General features: G+C 70.1%; 17 protein-coding genes. 12 read left to right on the top strand and 5 right to left on the bottom strand.

Annotated elements, in window-relative coordinates; genetic code table 11:
• The first annotated feature begins 182 nt into the window (after positions 1-182).
• Entirely contained in the window at positions 183-677 is a 495-nt protein-coding gene (locus SSP08S_RS44840) for a peptidylprolyl isomerase (RefSeq protein ID WP_019074196.1), read from the top strand.
• A gap of 110 nt (positions 678-787) precedes the next feature.
• Here the strand turns inward: SSP08S_RS44840 and SSP08S_RS44835 are convergent, their stop codons facing one another.
• The gene (locus SSP08S_RS44835) at positions 788-2,110 is read right to left on the bottom strand and encodes an amidohydrolase family protein (protein ID WP_019074195.1); all 1,323 of its coding nucleotides are present in this window, start codon (positions 2,108-2,110) and stop codon (positions 788-790) included.
• A 64-nt stretch (positions 2,111-2,174) separates the two neighbouring features.
• Complete coding sequence (locus tag SSP08S_RS44830; RefSeq protein ID WP_019074194.1) at positions 2,175-3,347, bottom strand: trans-sulfuration enzyme family protein; 1,173 nt, start codon at positions 3,345-3,347, stop codon at positions 2,175-2,177.
• Positions 3,348-3,504: 157 nt separating this feature from the next.
• Between SSP08S_RS44830 and SSP08S_RS44825 the strand changes: the two genes are divergently transcribed.
• A complete protein-coding gene (locus tag SSP08S_RS44825; protein WP_019074193.1) occupies positions 3,505-3,948 on the top strand; it encodes an Lrp/AsnC family transcriptional regulator in 444 nt (147 codons plus the stop codon).
• A 9-nt stretch (positions 3,949-3,957) separates the two neighbouring features.
• Here SSP08S_RS44825 and SSP08S_RS44820 read toward each other — a convergent pair whose 3' ends face one another.
• Positions 3,958-4,923: a PhzF family phenazine biosynthesis protein gene (locus tag SSP08S_RS44820; protein ID WP_245608082.1), complete on the bottom strand. Its 966-nt coding sequence runs from the start codon at positions 4,921-4,923 to the stop codon at positions 3,958-3,960.
• 48 nt (positions 4,924-4,971) lie between these two features.
• On the opposite strand from SSP08S_RS44820, the gene SSP08S_RS44815 reads away from it, so the two are divergent.
• Together SSP08S_RS44815 and SSP08S_RS44810 are read left to right on the top strand one after the other, a co-directional pair.
• Positions 4,972-5,973: an Lrp/AsnC ligand binding domain-containing protein gene (locus SSP08S_RS44815; protein WP_019074191.1), complete on the top strand. Its 1,002-nt coding sequence runs from the start codon at positions 4,972-4,974 to the stop codon at positions 5,971-5,973.
• Positions 5,974-6,120: 147 nt separating this feature from the next.
• Positions 6,121-8,139: an ATP-binding protein gene (locus tag SSP08S_RS44810; RefSeq protein ID WP_245608081.1), complete on the top strand. Its 2,019-nt coding sequence runs from the start codon at positions 6,121-6,123 to the stop codon at positions 8,137-8,139.
• A 9-nt stretch (positions 8,140-8,148) separates the two neighbouring features.
• On the opposite strand, the gene SSP08S_RS58820 is transcribed toward SSP08S_RS44810, so the two are convergent.
• Positions 8,149-8,784 (bottom strand): hypothetical protein, encoded by a 636-nt coding sequence (locus SSP08S_RS58820; RefSeq protein ID WP_019074189.1) that lies wholly within the window; start codon positions 8,782-8,784, stop codon positions 8,149-8,151.
• 53 nt (positions 8,785-8,837) lie between these two features.
• Here SSP08S_RS58820 and SSP08S_RS58500 point away from each other — a divergent pair, with 53 nt between their 5' ends.
• Positions 8,838-9,392, top strand: coding sequence for a DUF4265 domain-containing protein (locus tag SSP08S_RS58500; RefSeq protein WP_158697299.1), 555 nt, complete (start codon positions 8,838-8,840; stop codon positions 9,390-9,392).
• A 115-nt stretch (positions 9,393-9,507) separates the two neighbouring features.
• Here SSP08S_RS58500 and SSP08S_RS44795 read toward each other — a convergent pair whose 3' ends face one another.
• The gene (locus tag SSP08S_RS44795; RefSeq protein WP_019074187.1) at positions 9,508-10,530 is read right to left on the bottom strand and encodes a LacI family DNA-binding transcriptional regulator; all 1,023 of its coding nucleotides are present in this window, start codon (positions 10,528-10,530) and stop codon (positions 9,508-9,510) included.
• Positions 10,531-10,721: 191 nt separating this feature from the next.
• On the opposite strand from SSP08S_RS44795, the gene SSP08S_RS44790 reads away from it, so the two are divergent.
• From SSP08S_RS44790 to SSP08S_RS44760, 7 genes are all read left to right on the top strand, one after another.
• Positions 10,722-11,993 carry an ABC transporter substrate-binding protein gene (locus tag SSP08S_RS44790; RefSeq protein WP_019074186.1) on the top strand — a complete coding sequence of 424 codons (1,272 nt, stop codon included), beginning with the start codon at positions 10,722-10,724 and terminating at the stop codon, positions 11,991-11,993.
• Positions 11,994-12,003: 10 nt separating this feature from the next.
• Complete coding sequence (locus SSP08S_RS44785) at positions 12,004-12,894, top strand: carbohydrate ABC transporter permease (RefSeq protein WP_019074185.1); 891 nt, start codon at positions 12,004-12,006, stop codon at positions 12,892-12,894.
• A 107-nt stretch (positions 12,895-13,001) separates the two neighbouring features.
• Positions 13,002-13,799, top strand: a complete 798-nt coding sequence (locus SSP08S_RS44780) for a carbohydrate ABC transporter permease (RefSeq protein ID WP_019074184.1) — start codon at positions 13,002-13,004, stop codon at positions 13,797-13,799.
• The gene (locus SSP08S_RS44775; protein WP_019074183.1) at positions 13,796-16,453 is read left to right on the top strand and encodes a hypothetical protein; all 2,658 of its coding nucleotides are present in this window, start codon (positions 13,796-13,798) and stop codon (positions 16,451-16,453) included. The genes SSP08S_RS44780 and SSP08S_RS44775 overlap by 4 nt, the downstream gene beginning before the upstream one ends.
• A 38-nt stretch (positions 16,454-16,491) precedes the next feature.
• Positions 16,492-18,195 carry a class I mannose-6-phosphate isomerase gene (locus tag SSP08S_RS44770; protein ID WP_019074182.1) on the top strand — a complete coding sequence of 568 codons (1,704 nt, stop codon included), beginning with the start codon at positions 16,492-16,494 and terminating at the stop codon, positions 18,193-18,195.
• On the top strand, positions 18,192-19,112 hold the full coding sequence (locus SSP08S_RS44765; protein WP_043260253.1) for an ROK family protein: 921 nt from the start codon (positions 18,192-18,194) through the stop codon (positions 19,110-19,112). Before SSP08S_RS44770 ends, SSP08S_RS44765 begins: the two co-directional genes overlap by 4 nt.
• 26 nt (positions 19,113-19,138) lie before the next feature.
• The gene (locus tag SSP08S_RS44760) at positions 19,139-22,015 is read left to right on the top strand and encodes a glycosyl hydrolase family 95 catalytic domain-containing protein (RefSeq protein ID WP_102133538.1); all 2,877 of its coding nucleotides are present in this window, start codon (positions 19,139-19,141) and stop codon (positions 22,013-22,015) included.
• Positions 22,016-22,088 lie beyond the last annotated feature (73 nt).

The following is a 22,088-nucleotide window of genomic DNA, read 5'->3' as shown; positions in this document are numbered from 1 at the left end:
CCGGCGATCTCGAAGCGTTCGTCCACTTTATCAGCGGCCACCCGGGGCACCCGCCGCTCCGCCGGCCCGGGCGGTACGCGCTATAGAGTTCTGCCATCAGGGCTATCTGAGGTAACGGTCCGGCGTTCGGCACACGGCTGCGCCGGGCAGTGTGCATCACACCGAAAGTGACAGAATTTATTATGAGCAACGTCTACTTCGACATCACCATCGACGGCGCCCCCGCAGGCCGCATCGTCTTCAACCTCTTCGACGATGTCGTCCCGAAGACCGCCCGCAACTTCCGCGAGCTGGCCACGGGGCAGAACGGCTTCGGCTACGCGGGCTCCGGCTTCCACCGCGTCATCCCGCAGTTCATGCTGCAGGGCGGTGACTTCACCAACCACAACGGCACCGGTGGCAAGAGCATCTACGGCGAGAAGTTCGCGGACGAGAACTTCGACCTGAAGCACGACCGCCCCTACCTGCTGTCGATGGCGAACGCCGGCCGCAACACCAACGGCTCGCAGTTCTTCATCACCACCGTCGTCACCTCGTGGCTCGACGGCAAGCACGTCGTCTTCGGCGAGGCCGTCGAGGGCCAGGAGATCATCGACAAGATCGAGTCCCTGGGCTCGCAGTCGGGCGCCACCAAGGCGAAGATCGAGATCGCCGCTTCCGGCGTCGTCGAGGGCTGATCCGCACTCGGTACCCGTACGCCCGGGCCCCGGGGACGATGTCTGTCCCCGGGGCCCGGGCTGTCTCCGCTCTTGGAGGGTGTCGTACGACATGCCCCCTCCGAACGCTCCTACTTCGCCTCCGGGCGCGGGCGCCAGGTGCCGTCGAGCGGGATGCCGGCGGCCTCTGCGATCCGGTTGCGGGAGGCCAGGAGGCGGGAACGCAGGGCGGGCAGGTCGACTCCCACGAGCACCCCGTCGCGCTTCACCACGCGGCCCGCGACGAGGACCGTGTCGACGAGGCCGGGGTGGCCGGCGCTGACGATCGTGGCGGCCGGGTCGGTGACCGGGAAGACGGTCAGGTCGTCGGTGCGGAGCAGGATGATGTCGGCGTCCTTGCCGGGCGTGATGCTGCCGACCTGGGCGTCGAGCCCGCAGGACCGGGCGGCGTCTACGGTGGTGAACTCCAGCAGGTCGCGCGAGCGCAGGCCGCCGTCCAGGCCGCGCTGTACGGCGAAGGCCGTACGCATCGTGGAGAACATGTCGCCGCCGACCGACGGGACGTCGTCGACGGACAGCGTCGGACGCAGGCCCGCCGCGAGCACCCGGCCGGTCATCGGCCAGCCGAAGCCCATCTTGAGTTCCACGTCCGGGCTGATCGACACCGAGCTGCCCGCGTCGGCGAGCATGCGCAGCTCTTCGTCGCCGAGCCCGTTGGCGTGCACGAACGTGGTGGTGTCCCGCAACAGGCCGTGCTCGTGCAGGTCGGCGACCGGACGGCGCGTACCGTCGCCGCCGCTCGCGCCATCGCCGTCGACGTGCAGGCTGGTGCGCAGGCCGAGTTCGGCCGCGAGCTTCAGTTCACGGGCGACGGTGTCCATGCCGGTGTCGTCGGCTCCGCGCAGCCCCAGCGCCATGGTGACCAGGCCGTCCCCGGCCAGGTCGGCGTGGACGCGGCGGATGTCGGCGTCGACGGAGTCGGCGGTGCCCCAGCCGGCGCCGAGGCAGAAGATCGACCGGCCCGGGGCGTCCCGCAGTGCGGCTACGGCGGCGTCCTCGTGCGCGTGGCTCTGGGCGACGTGGTACCAGTCCAGCATCGTGGTCACCCCGGAGTGCAGGGCCTCCAGGCGGCCGAGCAGGGTGCCGGCGTAGACGTCCTCGGGCCGGTAGTGGGGCTTGACCGTGCCGTGCATGGCCACCGCCCACTCGGGGAACGTCCAGTCCGCGCCGACGCCCCGGAACGCGGTCTGCCAGGAGTGGCGGTGGTTGTCGACGAAGCCGGGCATGACGATCCGGTCGGTCGCGTCGATCACCTCGGCGTCCGGCGCGTCGATGCGCTCGGCGACCTGGACGATCACGCCGTCCTCGATCAGTACGTCACCGTGTTCGAGGTCACCGACGGCCGGGTCCATGCTGACCACGGTGCCGCCGGTGAGCAGGTTCTTGGTCTTCATCGGGGGATCTCCTTCACGGACGCTTGCGGGTGGTTCAAGTGGGGGTTGTTCAAGGGCGGATGGTTCAAGCGGTGAGCACCGCGTCCGCCGCTTCGAGCGCGTCGGCGACCAGGTCGGCCGTGTCCTCCGTGCCTGCGGCGAGCCGGACCAGGCCCAACGGCACGGATTCCGCTATCTGTTCGTCGCTGAGCATTCCGCGCCACATGGACGCGGGATGGACGGCCAGGGACTCGACTCCGCCGAGACTGGCCGACCGGCGGGGGTAGCGCAGCCGCCCGAGGAAGGCGTCGGCCATCTCGAAACCGCCGGTGAACTCGATGCCGAGCACCCCGCCGAAACCGCTCATCTGGTCGACGGCCAGCTTGTGTTGGGGGTGGGTCGCCAGACCGGGGTAGTGCACCTTCGCCACCGCCGGATGCGCGCTCAGCGCCTCCGCGAGCGCAAGACCGTTGGCGTTGTGCCGGGGCACCCGCAGCGGCAGGGTGCGGATGCCGCGCAGCAGCAGCCACGCGTCGATCGGGCCGAGCGTGGCACCTGTGAGCAGGCCCACGTCCCAGACGCGGTCCAGGATGTCGGCCGAGCCGGCGAGCACTCCGGCGGAGACGTCCGAGTGGCCGTTGAGGTACTTGGTCGCGCTGTGCCAGACCAGTTCGATGCCGTAGTCCGTCGGGCGCTGGTTGAGCGGGGTGGCGAAGGTGTTGTCGGCGACGGTCAGCACGTCGTGCGCGCGGGCCAGGTCCGCCACGGCGCGCAGGTCGGTGATCTGCAACAGCGGGTTGCTCGGGGTCTCCACCAGGATCAGGCGGGTCTGCGGGGTCAGCGCCCGCGCGAACGCCTCCGGGTCGGTCTGGTCCACCAGGGTGGTCGACACCCCGAGGCGCGGCAGCAGGTTCAGCAGCACCGACGCCGTGCCACCGTAGGTGGACTTCTGCCCGATGACGTGGTCGCCGGCGGACACCAGGGCCAGGACGGCCGTGGTGAGCGCGGCCATCCCGGAGGCGGTGACCATGGCCGCCTCGGTGTGCTCCAGTTCGGCGACGACGGCCGCGACCTGGGCGTGGTTCGGGTTGCCGAAGCGGGTGTAGAAGTCCTTGCCCCGTGGGGCGACGGCGCCCTGTGCGAACGTCTCCGCGTCCTCGGCCGCGAATGCCGCCGTCTGGTAGATGGGCGGAGCCACGGCACGGCTGGGGTGGACCTCGCGATCGGCGTGAACGGTGATGGTGCTGCTGCCCGGCATGGTTGCCTCCGTGGACCGTCGGTGTGCCTCCAACTCCAAGAAGCGTGGCCGACCGCAGCTCCGATGTATCCGGATCCCGGCAACTTTGGCAGCAAATTGCGCCCAGCATAGGCGCAGGATTGTGCTAGGCAATCTGGTGGAGCAATAATCTGCCACCATGGATGAGGTGGACCGGTCGATCCTGGCCGTACTCGAACAGCACGGCCGGATCAGCAACAACGAGCTCGCGGCCCGGGTGGGGCTGTCGCCGTCACCGTGTCTGCGGCGGGTGCGTCAGCTGGAGGAGGCCGGGGTGATTCGCGGCTACCGGGCGCTGATCGATCCCGCGGCGGTCGGGCGTGGGCTGCGGGTGTTCGCGGGTGTACGGCTGGTGCGGCACACCCGTGCGGACGTGGTCGCGTTCGAGAGCGCGGTGACCCGGCTGCACGAGGTGGTCCACGCCCACCACATCACCGGCAACTTCGACTATCTGCTCCAGGTCGAGGTGGCCGACCTGCCGGCCTACGAGGACTTCCACGCCAACCAGCTGGCCGGCCTGCCCGGCGTGGCCACCGTGACCAGTTACGTCAGCATGAAGACCCTCTCGCCCGACAGGGCGTGAGGACTGCGGTCAGAGGGTGATGGTGCCTCGGATACGGATGGTGGCGGCGCCGCTGACCCAGACGGTGCCGTCCGGGTCTGCGGTGATCTCGATGCTCGCGGCCCGTCCCAGCCGGGCGCCCTGGGAGACGCGGTAGGAGGAGGGTGCGGCGCCGGTGGAGGTGAGCCACTGGCCGACGGCGGCGTTCATGCTGCCGCAGGCCGGGTCCTCGGGCACGTCGACGGCGGGGGCGAAGGTGCGCATCTCGAAGCGGTACGGATGTCCGTCGGGGTGGGCGCCGATCGCGCCGACCATCGCGTTCGGGATGAGGGAGAGGTCGGGTTCGAGGGCCAGGACCTCCTCGGCGGTGGGGAGTTGGAGTACAGCCCAGCCCGGACCGTTGTCGACCCACTGGTGGTCCACGACCCGGTCCCGCGTGATACCGAAGGCGGCTGTGATCCGGTCCAGGTACTCGTCGTCGAGCGCGCCCTCCCGCACCCGGGGCGGGGCGGCGAAGGACAGGGTGTCCTCGCCGCGGCGCACGGTGACCAGGCCCGCGCCGCACTCCTGCACGATGCGGTCGGCATCGCGTGGTGTCCCGCCGCCGTCCAGCCAGGCACGTGCGGAGCCGAGGGTGGGGTGCCCGGCGAACGGCAGTTCGCCCTTGGGCGTGAAGATCCGCAGCCGGTAGTCCGCCTCCGGGGCGGTGGGCGGCAGTACGAACGTGGTCTCGGACAGGTTCGTCCAGCGCGCCAGGCGCTGCATCTCCTCGTCGGTCAGGTCCGTCCCGTCCAGGACGACCGCGACCGGGTTGCCGGAATAGGGGCTCGTGCAGAACACGTCGACCTGCACGAACGAGCGGGTGCGCGGCATGGTCATCAAGGGCCTTTCGAGCGGCTGCGGCGGTTTCCGCGCCTCCCGCCCGTCGGCGTACGGCGGGAAGCGGGTCCATCCCAGCGGGCGGGCGCGCGGCGAGGACAGGGCCAGCCGCAACAAAGTGGATTGATTCGTACCCTGGGCCAGAAGGAAAGGTTGGAACGACGAGTGACAGACAGCAGATCCGGGAATCCGGCGAAAGCAGGCCAACCGCTGAATGAGACGGACAGCCGGATCGCCGCCGCGCTGCTCGCCTCCCCGCGGGCCTCCTGGCGCACGGTCGGGCGTGTCCTGGGTCTCTCGGAGCGCACGGTCGTGCGTCGCGCGGCACCGCTGTTCCACGACAGGACGCTGCGCGCCACCGCCGTACGCAATCCTCTGTGGTTCCCCGATCTGATCCCACTGGCTCTGCGCATCAAGTGCCGGCCCAACCAGATCAGCGCCATCGCCGCCACCCTGGCCCGTCGCGCCGACACCGTCTGGGTGGATGTCCTCGGCGGCGGCGACGAGATCTGCACGATCCTGTTCCTGGACGGGCCGGACGCGCGCAACTCGCTGCTGCTGCGCGATCTTCCGGCCACCCCGGCGGTCCAGTCGTGGACCTCGTACCTTCTGCTGCGGGTCTTCCCGGCGGCCTTCGACTGGAGCGGCGGCCTGCTGACGGAGGCCGAGTTGGCCGACCTGCGGACGGAGCACTCCACCCCGGCCGTCCGACCGGGTCTCCAGCCCGTCGACCACGCGCTGGTCGCGGCCCTGATCGAGGACGGGCGGTCCTCCTACGCCGATCTCGCCCGCCGCGCCGACACCACCCCGCTCACCGCCCGGCGCCGGCTGGAGTCGCTGGTCGACAACCAGGTGCTCAGGCTCGCGACCGAGGTCGACCTGGGCCGGCTGGGCATCCGTACCGAGGCACTGCTGTGGATCACCGTCGCACCCGGCGGTCTGGAGGAGACGGGCCGCCAACTGAGCCGCCACCCACAGGTCCGCTTCGCCTCCGCCACCACCGGCGCGGCCAACCTTCTCGTGGCGGTCGCCGCCACCGATCTCGACGCGCTCTACCGCTTCGTGAGCGAGACCATCGGCGACCTCCCCCACATCTCCACGCTGGAGGTCACCCCCATCCTGAGCGGAGTCAAGCGGACCGGTCTCGTCCGTCCCGGGAGCCTCTGAACCGACGCCTTCACGAGGGACCGGCCGCGACGAACGGGACGACCGAATAGTTGCCAAGCCCGATCACCTGTGACCGTTTCCCGCGAGAGGGTTTGGCGCCGTGCCCGGGCCGTGCAGGATGGGACCGTGGTAGGCAACCTCCCCGTCGTGACGACCAGCTTCGTCGGCCGCGCAAGCGAACTCGACGCAGTCGGAACGGCGTTGACGCAGCATCGGTCGGTCACTCTCACCGGTGGCGGAGGTGTGGGCAAGAGCCGCCTGGCACTGCGCGTCGCGGAGCAGGTCCGGGACCGGTACGCCGACGGGGTCTGGTGGGTCGACCTGTCGAACCTCTACGACGACCGGCTCTTCACCGCGACGGTCTGCGACGCCGTGGATCTCCTGGACCACAATCCGCGCGCTCCCGTCGAGGCGCTGTGCGAGTGGCTGGCCGGCCGGCACGTGCTGCTCGTCTTCGACTGCTGCGAGCGCGTGCTGCCCGCCTGCCTCCTCCTGGTGAGCGAACTCCTCGCCTCCGCACCGGGGTTGACGGTCCTGGCCACCAGCAGACAGCCCATCGGCGTCAGGGATGAGCAACTCGTCGAGGTGATGCCGCTGTCGATGGACGACGGAGGTGCCAGCGACGCCGTACGCCTCTTCCGCGACCGCTGTGCCACGGCCGCCCCGGACGTGTCCCTCGACTCGCCCGGCTCCGCCGAAACCGTCTCCGCCATCTGCCACCGCCTGGAGGGCATCCCGCTCGCCGTCGAACTGGCCTGCGCGCGGCTGCGGGAGAACAGCCTCGGCGAGATCGCCGAGCGCCTCGCCTCGCGCCTCGACACGCTCGTCGACGAGACCGCGTGGCCCCGGCGGCACCGGGCGCTGCGCACGGCGATCGGCTGGAGCCACGAACTGTGTTCCCCGCTGGAGCGCCTGCTGTGGGCCAGGCTCTCCGTCTTCCGCGGCCCCTTCGACGCGGCGGACGCGCAGTCCGTGTGCGCCGGCGGCCCGCTCGACGCCGACGCCGTCCCCCGGCTCCTCGACCGGCTGGCCGACCAGTCCGTGCTGCAACGGGTCGGCGTCCGCTACCGCATGCTCGACACACTGTGCGAGTACGGCGCCATGTGGCTCGCGGAACTCGGCGAGGAGCAGGCTCTCGTCGGCCTCCACGCCGCGCACTTCGCCACCATGCTGGCCGAGGCCGAGGCCGGCTGGCTCAGTGAACAGCAGGTCGCCTGGTACGCACGGATCTCGGCGAGCCACAGCGACGTACGCGCCGCACTCGACCACCTCATCGAGACGGACCCCGAGACCGCCGTCGAAATGGCGGGCCGCACCGGCCTGTTCTGGCCCTGCTGCGGGCACCTCCACGAATCCCGCGACTACCTCGAACGCGCCCTGGCCCTCGACACGCCCAAGGGCCCCTCCCGCACCCGCGCCCTGTGGGCCCTGGGCATCACCCTCACCCTCCAGGGCGACCACCGCAGGGCCCTGCTCGTCGGGGAGGAATGCACCGCCGCCGCGCACCAGGACGGCGACCCGCAGTCCGAACTCTTCGCCGCCCACACGGTCGGCCTCACCCACCTCATGGCCGGCCGCCCCCAGGACGCGTACGAGGTGTGCGACCACGCTCTGATCACCCACGGCCAGTCGCCGCCGTCGGGCGCGCCGCAGCTCTGCTGCATGGTGATCCGCACCTTCGCCCACTCCGCGCTGGGCCGACTCGCCGAGGCCTACGAGGCGGCCGTCGCCCTGCGCCGGCTCAGTGTGCGGTACGGCGAGCACTGGGCGCGGTCGTACGCGTTCCACCAACTCGCCTTCATAGACCTCCTCCAGGGGCGGGCGCACGACGCCGAGCTCCATGCCCGGGCCATGCTCACCAGCAAGCACAACCTCCACGACAATCTCGGCATCGCCCTCGCGCTCGACCTCCTCACCGGGGCGAACGCGGTACAGGGCAACGGCATCGCAGCCGCGCGGACGTCGGGTACCGGGAACACCTTCTGGCGCATGCTCGGCCACCCCAACCACGGCACCCCCGAACTCTCCGCCGTCCGCGAGGAGTGGGAGCTCCAGGCCCGCAAGGCGGTCGGCGACGACGCCTACGACAGCGCCTTCCACACCGCCCTCAACGACGACGCCGAACAGGGCCTCGCCCTGGTGATGCAGGGCCCGCTCGCGTCGTGACCGCCGCCCTCACTCAGGTGCGTCGACGCTGAACGTCAACTGGTCGACGGTCGAACCGTCGTCGAGCCGTTGGCGTTCGACGGCGGTGACGGTGCCGTTCAGCGTGCGGTGGGCTTCGTCGTCCTCGAAGAAGAAGATCGCGGGACCGGGCCCGATCGTTTCGTCGTGTCGGACGGTGGAGGTCTTCCGCGCGGTGGCGACGGCCTCGTAGTCGTGCCCGTCGAACCGGACGATGCGACGCGCGTCCGCGTCGGGGAAGAAGTAGGTGTCCGGCAGCAGCATGCGGATCGGGCGCAATACCGGCCCGTCGTCGGTCGGTACGGCGACGTGGACATCCGGATGCAGATCGAGCAGCGCTTGACGGCAGCGACCGCACGGCGGGATGAGGCCTCGCCCCCGATCTCCCGCGGCGGCGATGGTGACGAGCGGACCCGCTCCCGCAGTTGCGGCGACACCGAGTGCGACCAGCTCGGCACACGGTCCGCCGGTGAAGTGGTAGACGTTCACCGCCTCATGAATCCGCCCGGCCGTGTCCATCGCCACCGCGGCGACGGTGTGGTTCGAGTCGCTCCCGAGCGTGGCGGCGAGTCGTTCCGCCGCCTCGACGACACGACGGGCGGATGCGGAGAGCTTCATGGCGACCATGGCGCCGACCCTAGATCAGCGGCCTCAATCCTCGACGGCTCGGTGCGCTGATCGTGAACGGACCTGTCCATGGGACGATCTTCGCGCACACCAGCCGACAGGGGGCGCGGATGCTGTACGTCGTACACGAGGACCCGGTCGGCCGGGCCGAGAGCAACTACATCGCCCAGGCCGAGCTGGCCCCCTTCGGCCTCGAAGGACAGATCGAGCAGCTGTGGCTCCGGCCCGAGGCGGACGGTACACACGTGGTGGCCTGCATCCCCTTCATGACCTACGGCCTCGCTCTGGGAGACCGGGTGCGTCTGTCACCGGCATCCCGTGTGGTCGCGGTCGCGCGGAGGAGCGGACATCGCGTCCTGCGCACGCTGCTCTCACCGAGCACCGACGCCGACGCCGCACGGCTCGGCCGCAGCATCGACCTCATCAAGAACTCGATCAGGGAATCCGGCCTCCTCAGCGAATGGCACGGGGAGCGTTTCGTCGCCGTCGACGTCCCTCCCGGCACCGACATGAGCCCGTTGTTCGCCCTGCTGCAACGGGAAGTCGACGAGGCCGGTGCCTTCTGGGAATGGGCGGACGCCATGCCGTTCTCCACCACACGGGACTGACCGCGCCACGACGGGTCCCGGCGCGCTGTTCCGCGGCAGGAAACTGCGCTCTCTCGAATAACGTTATCGCACGCGATCCAGCCGCCGTTCCCCCACGCACCACACGACCTGAGCGTCAGACCGGCACCTCCCCCGACCCCCGGACCTTCAACGTGACCGGCACGACCACGGACTGCACGGGACGAGCCGGGTCGACGATGCGGGCGCGGAGCAGTTCGACGGCCGTTCGGCCGATCTCGGTGGTCTGTTGGGCGATGACGGTGAGGGCGGGTTGGAGGAGGTCGGCCAGGGGGACCTCGTCGAAGGCGACCAGGGCCAGGCGGGAGGCCGACTGCGGGCCGAGGTGTCGTAGGACCGCGAGGGTGGTGTCCATGTTGCCGGTGACCAGGGCGGTCGCCGGGTTCGGGCCGTGCAGTGCCGTGTCGAGGGCGGCTGCCACGCGTTCGGGAGTGATCTCGCCGGGGTGCACCAGGCCCTCGACCGGCTCGCCGTGGGCGCCCAGGGCCGCGCGGAAGGCGGCGGCGCGTTCGCGGCCGGAGTAGACGCGTTCGCTGTCGCCGATGTAGGCGATGCGGCGGTGGCCGTGCCGGTGGAGGTGGTGGAAGGCCATGCCGATGCCGGAGGCGTTGTCGGACATGACGCAGTCCACGGAGATGCCGCTCATGGGGCGGTCCATGGCCACGAGTGGGACCCCCGCATCCAACTCCGGTTGCAGGTAGGCGTGGTTCTCGCCGAACGGCTCGACGATGATGCCGTCGAGGCGCTGCCTGCACATGGAGATCAGGATGTCGTGCTCCCTCTTCTCGTCGAAGTCCGTGGAGGCGGCGAAGAGGGTCAGGCCGGCGTCCCTGGCGGTCCGTTCGATGGCGGCCAGTTCGGGGTTGACCTCGGCGATTCTGCGGACGGCGGCGCCGATCGTGCCGGTGACGCCGGTGCGGAGCTGGCGGGCGCGGTCGTCGGGGCGGTAGTTCAGCGCGGCGATCGCGGCCTCGACCTTGGTGACGTACTCCGGTCCCACCGTGGGGTCCTGGTTGACCACCCGGGAGACGGTGCGCAGGGCCACCCCGGCCTCACGTGCGACGTCGACCATCGTCGGGCGCCGGGGCCGTCCCCCGCTCTCGCGCCGTGCTTGCGTCATCCGGCAGCTCCTCCTCGGATCCCTGAGCGTGAATCCCTCGAAACATCGGACCGATATCAGACCGGCCCTTGACACATTCCCGCAACGCGCTTCTATCCTCGCGATAACGTTATCCCGAGGAGCCGCGAGGTGTCGATCCTGTTGGATCCACCCCCGCCCGTCGGGCCGCATCGTCCCTTCAGGAGACTTCCATGAGGCGCAAACGTCCGACCGTTGTCTGCCTCGCCGCAGCGCTCGCCCTGACCGGATGCTCTGCCGCGTCGACCGGGGGCGCGAAGGGCGGCAGCGCCCTGACCTACCTCACCTTCGAGACCCCGAGCCTGACCGCGTCGTTCTGGAACACCTCGATCGCGAGCGCCGAGAAGAAGGTCCCGGGCGTCACGGTGAAGAAGATCGTCGCGCCGAGCACCGACCGGGACGCCTACGCCAAGCAGTTGCAGGCCTCCGGGCAGTTCCCGGATCTGCTCCAGTCGATCACCCCGTCGACGTTCGCGACGGCCGGGCTGCTGAAGCCGTACGACCAGAAGTGGGTGGACGCCAACTTCCTGCTGCCGCTGGGCAACGCCTACAAGGGCAAGGTCTACATCCCGCCGACGAACTCGCAGATCATCCCCGAGGTCTTCTACAACAAGAAGCTGTTCGCGAAGGCCCACATAGCCCAACCGCCCAAGACCTGGGCGGAGTTCATGTCGGTGTGCGCCAAGCTCAAGGCGGCCGGGGTCACGCCGGTGGAGCTGGGCGGCGGCGATCCGTTCTCGGCGTCGATGCCGCTGACCGGCATCCTCTCGGCCGACGTGCTGGGCAAGAACCCGAACTGGCTGAAGGAACGCTACGCGGGCAAGGTCAAGTTCACCGATCCCGACGTCAAGGCGGCGGTGGGCAAGTACCGGACGATGGTGAAGAACGGCTACTTCGAGGACGGCGCCCTGGGCGTCAAGTACGCCGACTCCATCACGAACTTCACGTCCGGCAAGACCGCGATGTACATGATGGGCAGCTGGTTCCTCGGCGCTGTGCCCAAGGACCACGCCGACGACTTCGGCGCCTTCCTCACCCCCACCGAGGACGGGTCGCTCGTGGTGCCGTTCTCGGTGGGCGGCTCGATGGCGATCAGCGCGAAGACGAAGGACCCCGCGAAGGCGACCGCGTTCGCGCAGGCCTGGTCGCTCGACCCGGCCAACTACAAGGCCCTGATCGAGGGCGACGGCGCGTTCCCGATGCTCAAGGGCAAGACCCTGGACGACTACGGCGTGACCGTCACCAAGGTCTTCAAGGACTCGTACTCCTACGTCACCCAGCAGAACACGAAGGTCTCGTCGTTCGGCTGGGCCACCAACGACGACTCCATGCCCTCGGGGCTCAACAACGCCTTCTACGCGGCCAGTCAGGCGCTGTACTCCTCCGACGACGTCGACGGACAGCTGGCCAAGCTGGACGCCGCCTGGGACTCGGCGACGAAGTAAGGAAGCCGCCATGACCACCCGAGTCCGCGCCCGCCGCGGCGACCCCGCCCTGGGCGCGATCGCGCTCCTCGCCCTGGGCCTGTACGCCCTGTTCATCGTCGTGCCCGTGCTGATGAGCGCCTGGAAGAGCCTCACCAACGAGAACCCGCTGCTGGCGCGCTCCGACTTCGTCGGTCTCTCCAACTACCGGGAGATGGCGCACGACAGCGCCCTGGCCGACAGCCTCGGCTTCACACTTCTGTTGGCCGGCGCGGTGACGGTCGTCGCCAACGCCGCAGGCATCGGTTTCGCGATGCTGCTGAACCGGACCTCCCTGAGCTTCCGGATGATGCGCACCCTCGCGTTCCTGCCGCAGGTGCTGTCCGGGGTCATCGTCGGCTTCGTCTGGCGCTACATCCTGGCCAGGGACGGCATCCTCGACAACGTCCTCGTCTCACTGGGGATCATCGACAAGCCGATCACCTGGCTGGGCAGTCCGCACCTGGCGGCCCTGTCCGTGGGGATCGTCTCGGCCTGGGTGCTGACCGGGTTCACCACCGTCGTCCACCTCGCCGCCCTCCAGTCGATCCCGGTCGAGCTGTACCAGGCCGCGATGGTCGACGGGGCCGGCCGTTGGCAGCGGTTCCGCCGGATCACGTTCCCGATGCTGGCCCCGGGCACCACCATCAGCGTCACGATCTCGCTGATCACGATGCTGAAGCTCTACGACATCATCACCGTGCTCACCTCGGGCGGACCGGCCAACTCCACCCAGTCCACGGCCCTTTACATCATCCAGCTCGCCTTCACGGACGACCGCTACGGCTATGCCTCGGCCGTCGCGATGCTCCTGCTCGTCGTCTCGATCGTGATCGCGCTGTCCGTGACCGCCCTGCTGCGCCGCCGGGAGGTGGACCTGTGAGCACGTCGACCTCGCACCGGCCCATGACACACGGGCGGACTACGGCACCTCCGCCCGTACCGGCTCGGCGCGGGAGCCGCCGCCCCTGGGCCGGGCGCGGACACCTCGTGGCAGCCGCGCTGCTCACGCTGGCCTTCGTCAGCCCGGTCTATCTGACGATCGTCAACGCGTTCAAGACCCAGGACCAGATCGTCCGCGATCCGACGGCTCCCCCGGTCCCGCCGACCACCCACAACCTGTCGGACGCGCTCGCCCGCCCCGACCGGATCGTCCAGATCGGGCTGACCAACTCGGCGGTCACCGTGGCTGTTTCGGTGCTGCTGATCATCCCGCTGGGCGCGGCGCTCAGCTTCTGGCTGTCCCGCCGCTCGGCCCGGCTGCGCAGGATCGTGCTGGCGGCCTTCGCCGCCGGTCTGATGATCCCGCCCGCGGTGGTGCTGCTGCCCACGATCCGCGTCCTGACCTTTCTGCACCTGGACCACACCTATCCGGGGCTCGTCCTGGCCAACGTCGGCGGCGGTTATCTGTCGTTCGCGGTGTTCGTCTACTCCGGGTTCCTGCGGTCGATCCCCGGCGAGATCATCGAGGCCGCGACCGTGGACGGCGCCGGCAGCCTGCGGATCTGGCGGACGATCGTCATGCCGCTGCTGCGCCCGGCCACCGCGACCGTGACGATCTTCCTGTCGCTGTGGATCTGGAACGACTTCATGAATCCGCAGTTCATCCTCGGCCCGCTGCACGGCCAGACGATCACGACGGGGCTCTATCTGTCGGTCGGTCAGTACTCCACCAACTACGCCCAGTTGTTCGGCGTGATGTTCCTGGCGGCGGTCGTCCCCGTAGCCGGCTATCTCGCGCTGCAGAAGCAGTTCATCGCCGGACTGACCTCGGGAGCCACCAAGTGACCACGAAGACCGACGAGTTGAGCGTGGGCATCGGCGGGACGGGCGTACCGGACCTCGCCGACGTCGCCGGGCACTGGGTCGGCGCCGACGAGATCGCGCATCTCCCCTCCCTGCGCAACCAGCGGGGCCAGGCCCACGTCAACCACGACCTGACCTCCCTGTCCTGGCTGGCCGCCCCGCCGTTCACCTTCGGCTACCACACCGGCGAACTGCGCGTCGACGGCCAAGTCCCGGCGGCGCAAAGGTTCTTGTGGAAGCCGTGGGGCGTCCTGCGCGAACACCGCGGCGCGGACGGCCTGTTGGTGACCACCGACACCCGCATGGCCCTCAACCGGGATCTGCTCCTGTGGCGGATCGAGGTCACCAACGACAGCGCCGAGGCCCGGACCGTCGAGCTGACCCAGGACCTCTTCGCGATGGCCGCCCACTCCGACGTCGGCTACGGCTGGCTGTACGACGGCCCGTGGAACCACGGAACGCACCACGATTTCATGGCACTTGAGCGCATCCGGGCCACAACGGGAGGAGGCGAGCCGCACTACCTCCTCTCCCCCGCGTCCCGGCGCCTCCGCCTCGGCAAGCCCCGGATCCCCGGCATCCAGCGCGACGAGGACCACGGCCCGATGCTCCTGGACGACGCCCTCCCGGCACACGTCAGCCACGACAAGCCTCCGGAGCCGCGCGCCGGTGTCGCAGGAGCCGTACGCGGGCTGCGGGTGGCGGGCGCCGACGGCGAGGTGATCCTGCGGGCCGCCGACGAGCCGATCCCGCTGACGCCCGACGGCGAGACGACGCTCGCCCCCTTCGCCCTCTCCCCCGGCCTGACGATCGGCTTCGAGCTGCGGCTCGACGCGGCGGGCCAGTCCGGGACCGTGCTCACCCACGGCAACCACCCCGACTCGCTGCAGATCGGTGTCGAGGACGGCCGGTTGTGGCTCGGCATCACGGGCGAGCGGGAGTTCACCGACGCCGAACTCCCCGTCGGGGCCTGGCGCCGGATGCGTATACAGGTGGAGGCCGACCACGTCGTACTGCGGCTCGCGGGCGCCGAGATCGCCCGCACCCGGCACTGGACGGAGTCCCAGCGCTGGACGTCCCGTGTCGAGGACGGCACGGTCGCCTTCGCGGACTCGCGGTCACCGGCGCGCGCCGTCCACGCCTTTGCCGGACCACCCGCCGAACTCCGGGCCACGGGCGCCGGCGGCCGGGCCACCTGGACCCGACGGATCGAACCCGGCGGGCGCGTGACCCTCGGGATCGTCTGCGCGTACGGAGCCGACGCGGACGCCGTCTCCGCCCAAGCCCGTGCCGCCGCCGCGGACTTCGAGGTGACGGCGCGGGCCGGGGAGGACGGGTGGCGGCGGCTGTGGGCCAACATCTTCACCCCCGGCAACCCCGACTTCTCCGGGCACCTGCCGACCTTCACCACCGAGGACGCCGGACTCGCGCGCACCTACTACATGGGCGCGCTGCAGGCGCTGTACCTGCGCAACACCCGTATCCGTCCAGGCGAGCCGGTGTTCCTCACCGGCGGCCCCCGACTCGGCCCGACCACGACCTACTTCTGGGACCACTGCGAGTGGAGCCGCCTGTACGCCCTGCTGGAGCCGGCGGGCCTGCGTGCCTGGCTGTTGCGGGTCCTGGCCGGTCCCTACCGGGACTCCTTCGGTGTCGAGAACCTCAGCGGCGGGCCCCTGGGCAATGCCTACAGCTCCACCGACTACGCCCTGTTCCGGCTGATCGAGCACTACGTCTGTGTCACCGGCGACTTCGCCTTCCTCGACGAGACGACCGGCGGGAGCACGGTCCTCGCCCACTTGGAACGGCTCGGTCTTGGCTGGCGCGAGCGCCGCAACCCGGCCACCGGGGGCGTGCTCGCCGACTTCGGTGACGATCCATGGCAGTTGCTGGAGTGTGTGCCCACCTACACCGGTGTCGTCGCCTCCTTCAACGGTGCCTACGTCGCCTCGACGCGCTCGCTCGCCGGACTGTACCGACGGCTGGGCCGCACGGAGGAGGCCGAGCGGACCGAGGCCGAGGCCGGTCAACTGGCCGCCGCACTCGTGGACTTGTACGCCGGATCGGGCCGCTGGCGGATCCTCCGGCCGGACGGGACCGACACGATCGGGCACTGTCTGGACTTCGGTCTGGTCGCGGCGGCCCTGCACCGCGAACTCCCGGACGGGACACGGCGGGAGATGGCCGACTTCGTCAACGACCGTCTGCTGGTGGGCGGTTGGATGCGGGCGCTGAGTCCCGACGATCCGATCGCCGCCGCCTCCGACCGTCCCGACCACGGCGCGGCGGGCGCCTTCGCCGCCTGGCCCGGCGTCACCGCCCACGGCCTGGCCCGCCTCGGCTACCGCGACCGGGCGACCGCTCTCCTGCGCGACCTCTCCTCCGCCGCGTCGGGCGGGCTGTGGGGGCAGGCCATGGAGATCGTCACCGGTCCGGACGGGCGGCACCGTGCCCAGGTGGCCGAGCGGGGCACCGCCGTCCGCGACAACATCGCGGGCGCGGCCGGAGCCGAGGCGGTGCTGTCGGCCCTGTTCGACATCAACCCGACCTTCGCGACCGGCGACACCGCTCCGCTGCCGACCGCCCTGTCCGTCGAGGGCGTCGGCACGCTCACGCAGCTCGGACCGGTCTCTTGAGCGACCAGCGCCACACTCACAGAAAGGCCGAGACCGTCATGCCGACAGTTCGCGGCTACGAAGCCGAGCCGTGCCACAGCATCACAGGAGAGGTCGGCCTCGGATACCGGGCGGCGGTCGCCGCCCTCACGCCCGGGCTGGTCCTCGCCGTCGACGGCCCGGTGGCCGTCGACTGGGAGACGGTGGCCGCCGGTATCCGCGACGCGCTGGCCGCGCTCGACATCACGGCCAAGCAGATCGACATGCGCGAGCACTTCGCTCCCTGGCCGGACATCCTCGCCCTCACCGCGTCCGCGGTACTGGCGGACGACCCGGACTTCGCCCCCTTGTCCCAAGCGGGCCTCGCCGAATTCTTCGCCGAGTTGCCCGCGCCCGAGGCCCGCGCCGACTCCGTCACCGTCGTCTTCGGACCGGGCGCGGCCCTGGTGCCGTACGACCTGCTCTGGTACGCGGACCTGCCCAAACGCCATGCCGAGGCCGGGATCACCGGTGGGAGCGGCGGCAATCTGGGGCAGCCGGCCGGTACCGGAGCGGGTACGACCCGGCGGCTGTTCTACATCGACTGGCCCGTCCTGGACCGGCATCGCGACACGCTCGTCGGTGGTGTCGACCTGTGGCTGGACACCCAACAGCCGCAGGATCCGGCCTGGTTGGCGGGCCCCGTGCTGCGCGAGGCGCTCGCCGGTCTGGCCGGGCGGCCGTTCCGGACCCGGCCCACCTTCAACACCACGTCCTGGGGCGGGCATTGGGCCCAGGAACAGCTCGGCTTCAACCGCGAGGCGGCCAACACCGCGCTGGGCTACGAGCTCATCGCACCGGAGAGCGGCATCCTCGTCGGCACACCGGACGGCCCGCGCGTCGAAGTCCCGCTCCAGGCGCTGGTGGCGCTGCACCCCGAGGACATCCTCGGCGAGGACGTGCACGCGACGTTCGGCACCTCGTTCCCGATCCGCTTCGACTATCTCGACACCGTCGGCGGCGGCAACCTGTCCATCCACTGCCATCCCCGATCCGACTACATGCGGCGGGTGTTCGGATGGCCGTACACCCAGCACGAGACGTACTACATGATGCTCGGCGGACCAGGCCGCAAGGTCTTCCTCGGTCTGCGCGAGGGCGCCGACCTGGCGGCCTTCCGGAGCGAGGCGGACCGGGCGTTCCACGACGGCGTGCCGTTCGACATCGAGCGCCACGTCCAGACCTTCCCCGCCGACCCGCACCAGCTCTTCCTCATCCCGGGCGGCACCCCGCACGGCAGCGGCGAGGGCAATGTCGTACTCGAAATCAGCGCGACGCCCTACCTCTACAGCCTTCGCTTCTACGACTGGCTGCGCACCGACCGCGCGGGGAAGCGGCGGCCGGTGCACGTGGACCACGCCTTCGAGAACCTCGATGCCGACCGGTCGGGCGAAGCGGTGGCGAGGGACCTGGTCCAGCAGCCGCGCACCCTGCGCTCGGGCGAGGGCTGGCGGGAGGACGTCATCGGGCGGCTCCCGGAGATGTTCTTCGAGGTCCGGCGCCTCGAACTGGCACCGGACGCCGTCGTGGACGACGACACGGACGACCGCTTCCACGTCCTCAATGTCGTCGAGGGGGACGGCATCCTCCTGGAGACGAGCGGCGGGCACTCCTTCGAGCTGGCCTACGCCGAGACGCTGACCGTGCCCGCCTCGGTCGGTGCCTACCGGGTGCGGGCCCTCGGCGCGGGGCCGGTGCGCTGTGTGAAGGCGCTGGTGCGATGAGTCCCGGGGACGGGAGTGTCGTTCCGGTGCTGGAGGTCGGCGGTACGCATGTGACGTCGGCGTGTGTGGACATCGGGACGCGCGGTCTGCGGTCCGGACGGGCGTTCAGTGAGCCGATGGACGGCGACGGAAGTGTCGACGAGATACTGTCCGCCCTCGTCCGATGCGCGCGGCGCCTGGCCACCGACGGCTCGGGGCCGTGGGCCGTGGCGCTGCCCGGTCCCTTCGACTACGAGCGCGGGCTCGGGCGGTACGAAGGGGTGGGCAAGTTCGACGCCCTGCGGGACTTCGATCTCCGTACCGCCCTGACGGCCGCGCTGCCCGGCGCCACCGCGGTCAGTTTCTGGAACGACGCGGACGCGTTCGTGCTCGGTGAGTGGTGGGCCGGGGCGGCGCGCGGGCACCGGTCCGTCGTCGGGATCACTCTCGGCACCGGCGTGGGTTCCTGCTTCCTGCGGGACGGCCGCATCGTGCGGCAGGGGCCCGGGATCCCGCCCGAGGGCCGGGTCCACACCTTGCGGTACGCGGGCGGGCCGGTCGAGGAGACGGTGTCCAGGCGTGCCCTGCGGCGGGCATACGCGCGGGCCACCGGCGCCTCGCCGCCCGACGTTCGCGAGATCGCGCGGCGGGCACGGGAGGGCGACGAAGCGGCGGCCGATGTGTTCGCCGAGACGTTCAGCGCCCTGGGACGGGTGCTGGGCCCGTCGCTCGCGGCCTTCGAACCGACCGTTCTCGTGGTCGGGGGTGCCATCGCGGGCGCCTGGGATCTCGTGGCCGAACCGCTGCGGGCGGGGCTCGTCGAAGCCGACCCGGAACGCAACCGACGCATCCTCATCACCCCGGCGCAGCAACCGACTCAAGCCCCGCTGCTCGGCGCGGCCTACCTGGCCACGGCGTGCGGTGAGGGCCCCGGATGAAGGACGAACAGAAAGGTCACACCGTGGTGGCTTCCTCACTTCGCTACCGGAGACGCATCAGCACCCTGCTGGCCTCGGCCCTCGTGGCCATCGGCCTGACCACCCTTCAAAGCGGCCCGTCCGCGACGGCTGCCGTACAGACCGTCTCCGATCCCACGGCGGCCCAAGCCCTGCGTACCGTCGCGCAGTTCAAGGGCGAGTGGGACTCCCCGCCCACCGTCCTGTCGAACGGCGAGACGGTCGACGCGCCGCTCATGGGCAACGGTGACGTCGGTGTCGCGGTCGGCGGCTCCATCGACGACCAGACCTTCTATCTCGGCAAGAACGACTTCTTCTCCACCGCGACCAACGGCATCGAACCGCTGGGTCGGATCGTGCTCGCCGTCCCGGGGCTGGCCGGCGCCGGCCATCACGTCGTACAGAACATCGCCCGGGCACAGGTCGAGGGCACCTACACCCTCGGCAACCAGACGCTCTCGTCCAGGAGTTGGGTCTCCGCCACCGAGAACCTGTTCGTCACCACCCTGCGGCTGTCCGGCTCCCGCACCCAGGACGCGACCGTCACCGTGCAGGACGGCCTCGGGAAGACTCCGCCAACTTCCAGCAGCAAGGGGGTACTTGACGCCGACGTACAGGCAGGCACCACCGACGCGTCCGGCAACCCGCACGCCCGCATCGCGACCAGCGTGCGCGGCACGACCGCGAGACCGGCGGGCAACCGGATCAGCCTCACCCTCGAGCCCGGCGTGACCTACACCCTCGCCGCGGCGATCCAGAGCAGCCATGACACGCCTCGCTACGAGTCCGTCGCGCACGCGACGGCAGCCGCGCTCACCCGGACCGAGCTGGCCAAGCTGTACGCGGCCCACGAGTCCTGGTGGCGTGCCTACTGGTCCCGGTCGTTCGTGCAGATCCCGGATCAGGCGGTGGAGAAGAGCTGGTACGGCTCGCTCTATCTCCTCGGCTCGGTCTCGCGCGCCGGGAAGTACGCCCCGGGCCTGTGGGGCAACTGGACCACCGGGCCCATGAATTGGTACGGCGACTACCACGCCAACTACAACTACGAGGCGGCGTTCTACCCCTCGCTCTCCACCAACCACGTTGCCCAGATGGGCAGTTACGACGACCCGATCCTGGACTGGATACCGAGAGGCAAGGCGAAGGCCGCGGCAGCCGGATACAAGGGCCTGCTCTACCCCGTGGGCATCTCGCCCAACGGCACCAGCGCGGCGGACGACCTGTACAACCAGAAGTCCGACGCCGTGAACTTCGCCAGCGACATGGTCATGAAGTACGAGTACACGCGCAGCGCCTCCTACGCGCGCAAGGTCCTCCCCTACCTCCAGCAGGTCGGACTGTTCTGGCAGGACTACCTGACCTGGGACGCGACCACGGGCACCTACATCATCGAGAACGACGCCCCGCAGGAAGGCGGCGTCTACCCGCAGACCAACAGCATCCTGTCCCTCGGCCTGGTGCACCTGCTGTTCCAGGGCCTGATCGACATGAGCAAGGACCTGCACATCAACGGCTCGCAGATCCCCGCCTGGCAGCACATCGACAGCCACCTCGCGCCGCTGCCCACGATGACGCGGAACGGCCAGACGGTCTTCCGGCAGACCTCCGAGGGCTCCGGCTGGGTCACCGACGGCAACGATGTCGCCATTCAGGCCGTCTACCCGGGCCTGCAAGTGGGGTTGAACAGCTCCGCCGCCCTGCTCGCGACCGCGCGCAACACCGTCGAGCAGCTGAACAACTGGCACAGCGACAACTCCCCGGCCACCCTGTACGCGGCGGCGGCGATGGTCGGCTACAACCCCAGCACCCTGATGGACGAGTTGCACTCCGAGGCCACCGCCTACTCCTATCCGAACATGGCGGTGCACCACTACGGCGGCGGCATCGAGAACCTCAACGTCACCACCTCGGGACTCGACGAGATGCTCCTGCAGTCCGCCCAGCACGACATCAAGGTCTTCCCGAACTGGCCCACCGACTCCAACGCCAAGTTCGGCGGCCTGCTCGCCTACGGCGACTTCGAGGTGTCCAGCAGCATCCGGAGCAACGCCGTCGAGTACGCCCGCATCACCAGCAGGTCCGGCGGCGACCTCACCTTCACCAGCCCCTGGCCCGGCAAGTCCGTGGAGTACTACGCGAACGGCGTCCACAAGGGGACCCTCTCGGGCACAACCATCAAGTTGCGCACAGCCGTTGGCGAGACGATCGACTTCGCGCCGGCGGGTACCACCGAGGCCACCATCCAGCACGAGCTGTCCCAGCCGGCCGAGTCCGCGACGACCACCGCGCTCACCACGGGCTTCGAGACCGGGCAGCCCCAGCCGACCTGGACCGACACCGTCGACAACGTCGACACCCACGGAGACGGCAACTACGGCATCACCGGCCTGTGCTGCGGTCTCACCGGCCCCCAGGCAACCCTGCGCACCGGTGAACAGGCCCACACCGGCGACACGTCGCTGATGTACTCGGGCCGCGCCGACGGCGGTCCGTACGACCACGCCTACATGCAGGTCTACGGCTTCAACGGCGCGCCGCTCACCGTCCGCGGCGACACCGCGCTCAGCTACTGGATCTTCCCGCAGTCCAACGCCACCACCCCCTGGGTGGACGCCGGTTCGGACAACAGCACCTGCGTCGCCGTCGACCTGGTCTTCACCGACGGCAGCAACCTGAGGGACTCGGGCGCCACCGACCAGTCCGGCAACGGGGTCCATCCGGCCCGGCAGTGCGGGCACCTCACCCTGGACACCTGGAACCAGGTGACCGTGAACCTCGGTGCGGTCAGGGCCGGCCAGTCGATCAGCAAGGTCCTCCTGGGCTTCGACCGGTCGGGCGCCACGGGTGGCAACCGCGGCTATGTCGACGACCTGCGCATCGGCTGACGGAGACAGGCAACACATTCAGAGTTGAACGCGTTCAATTTCTCCTTCATGATGGTCCTCTCGTCGGACGTCC

Origin of the sequence: Streptomyces hokutonensis, assembly GCF_000376565.1 — a bacterium.
Classification (GTDB): domain Bacteria; phylum Actinomycetota; class Actinomycetes; order Streptomycetales; family Streptomycetaceae; genus Streptomyces; species Streptomyces hokutonensis.
The sequence above is the reverse complement of the archived record's forward strand: the minus strand, read 5'-3'. Positions and strand labels throughout refer to the sequence as shown.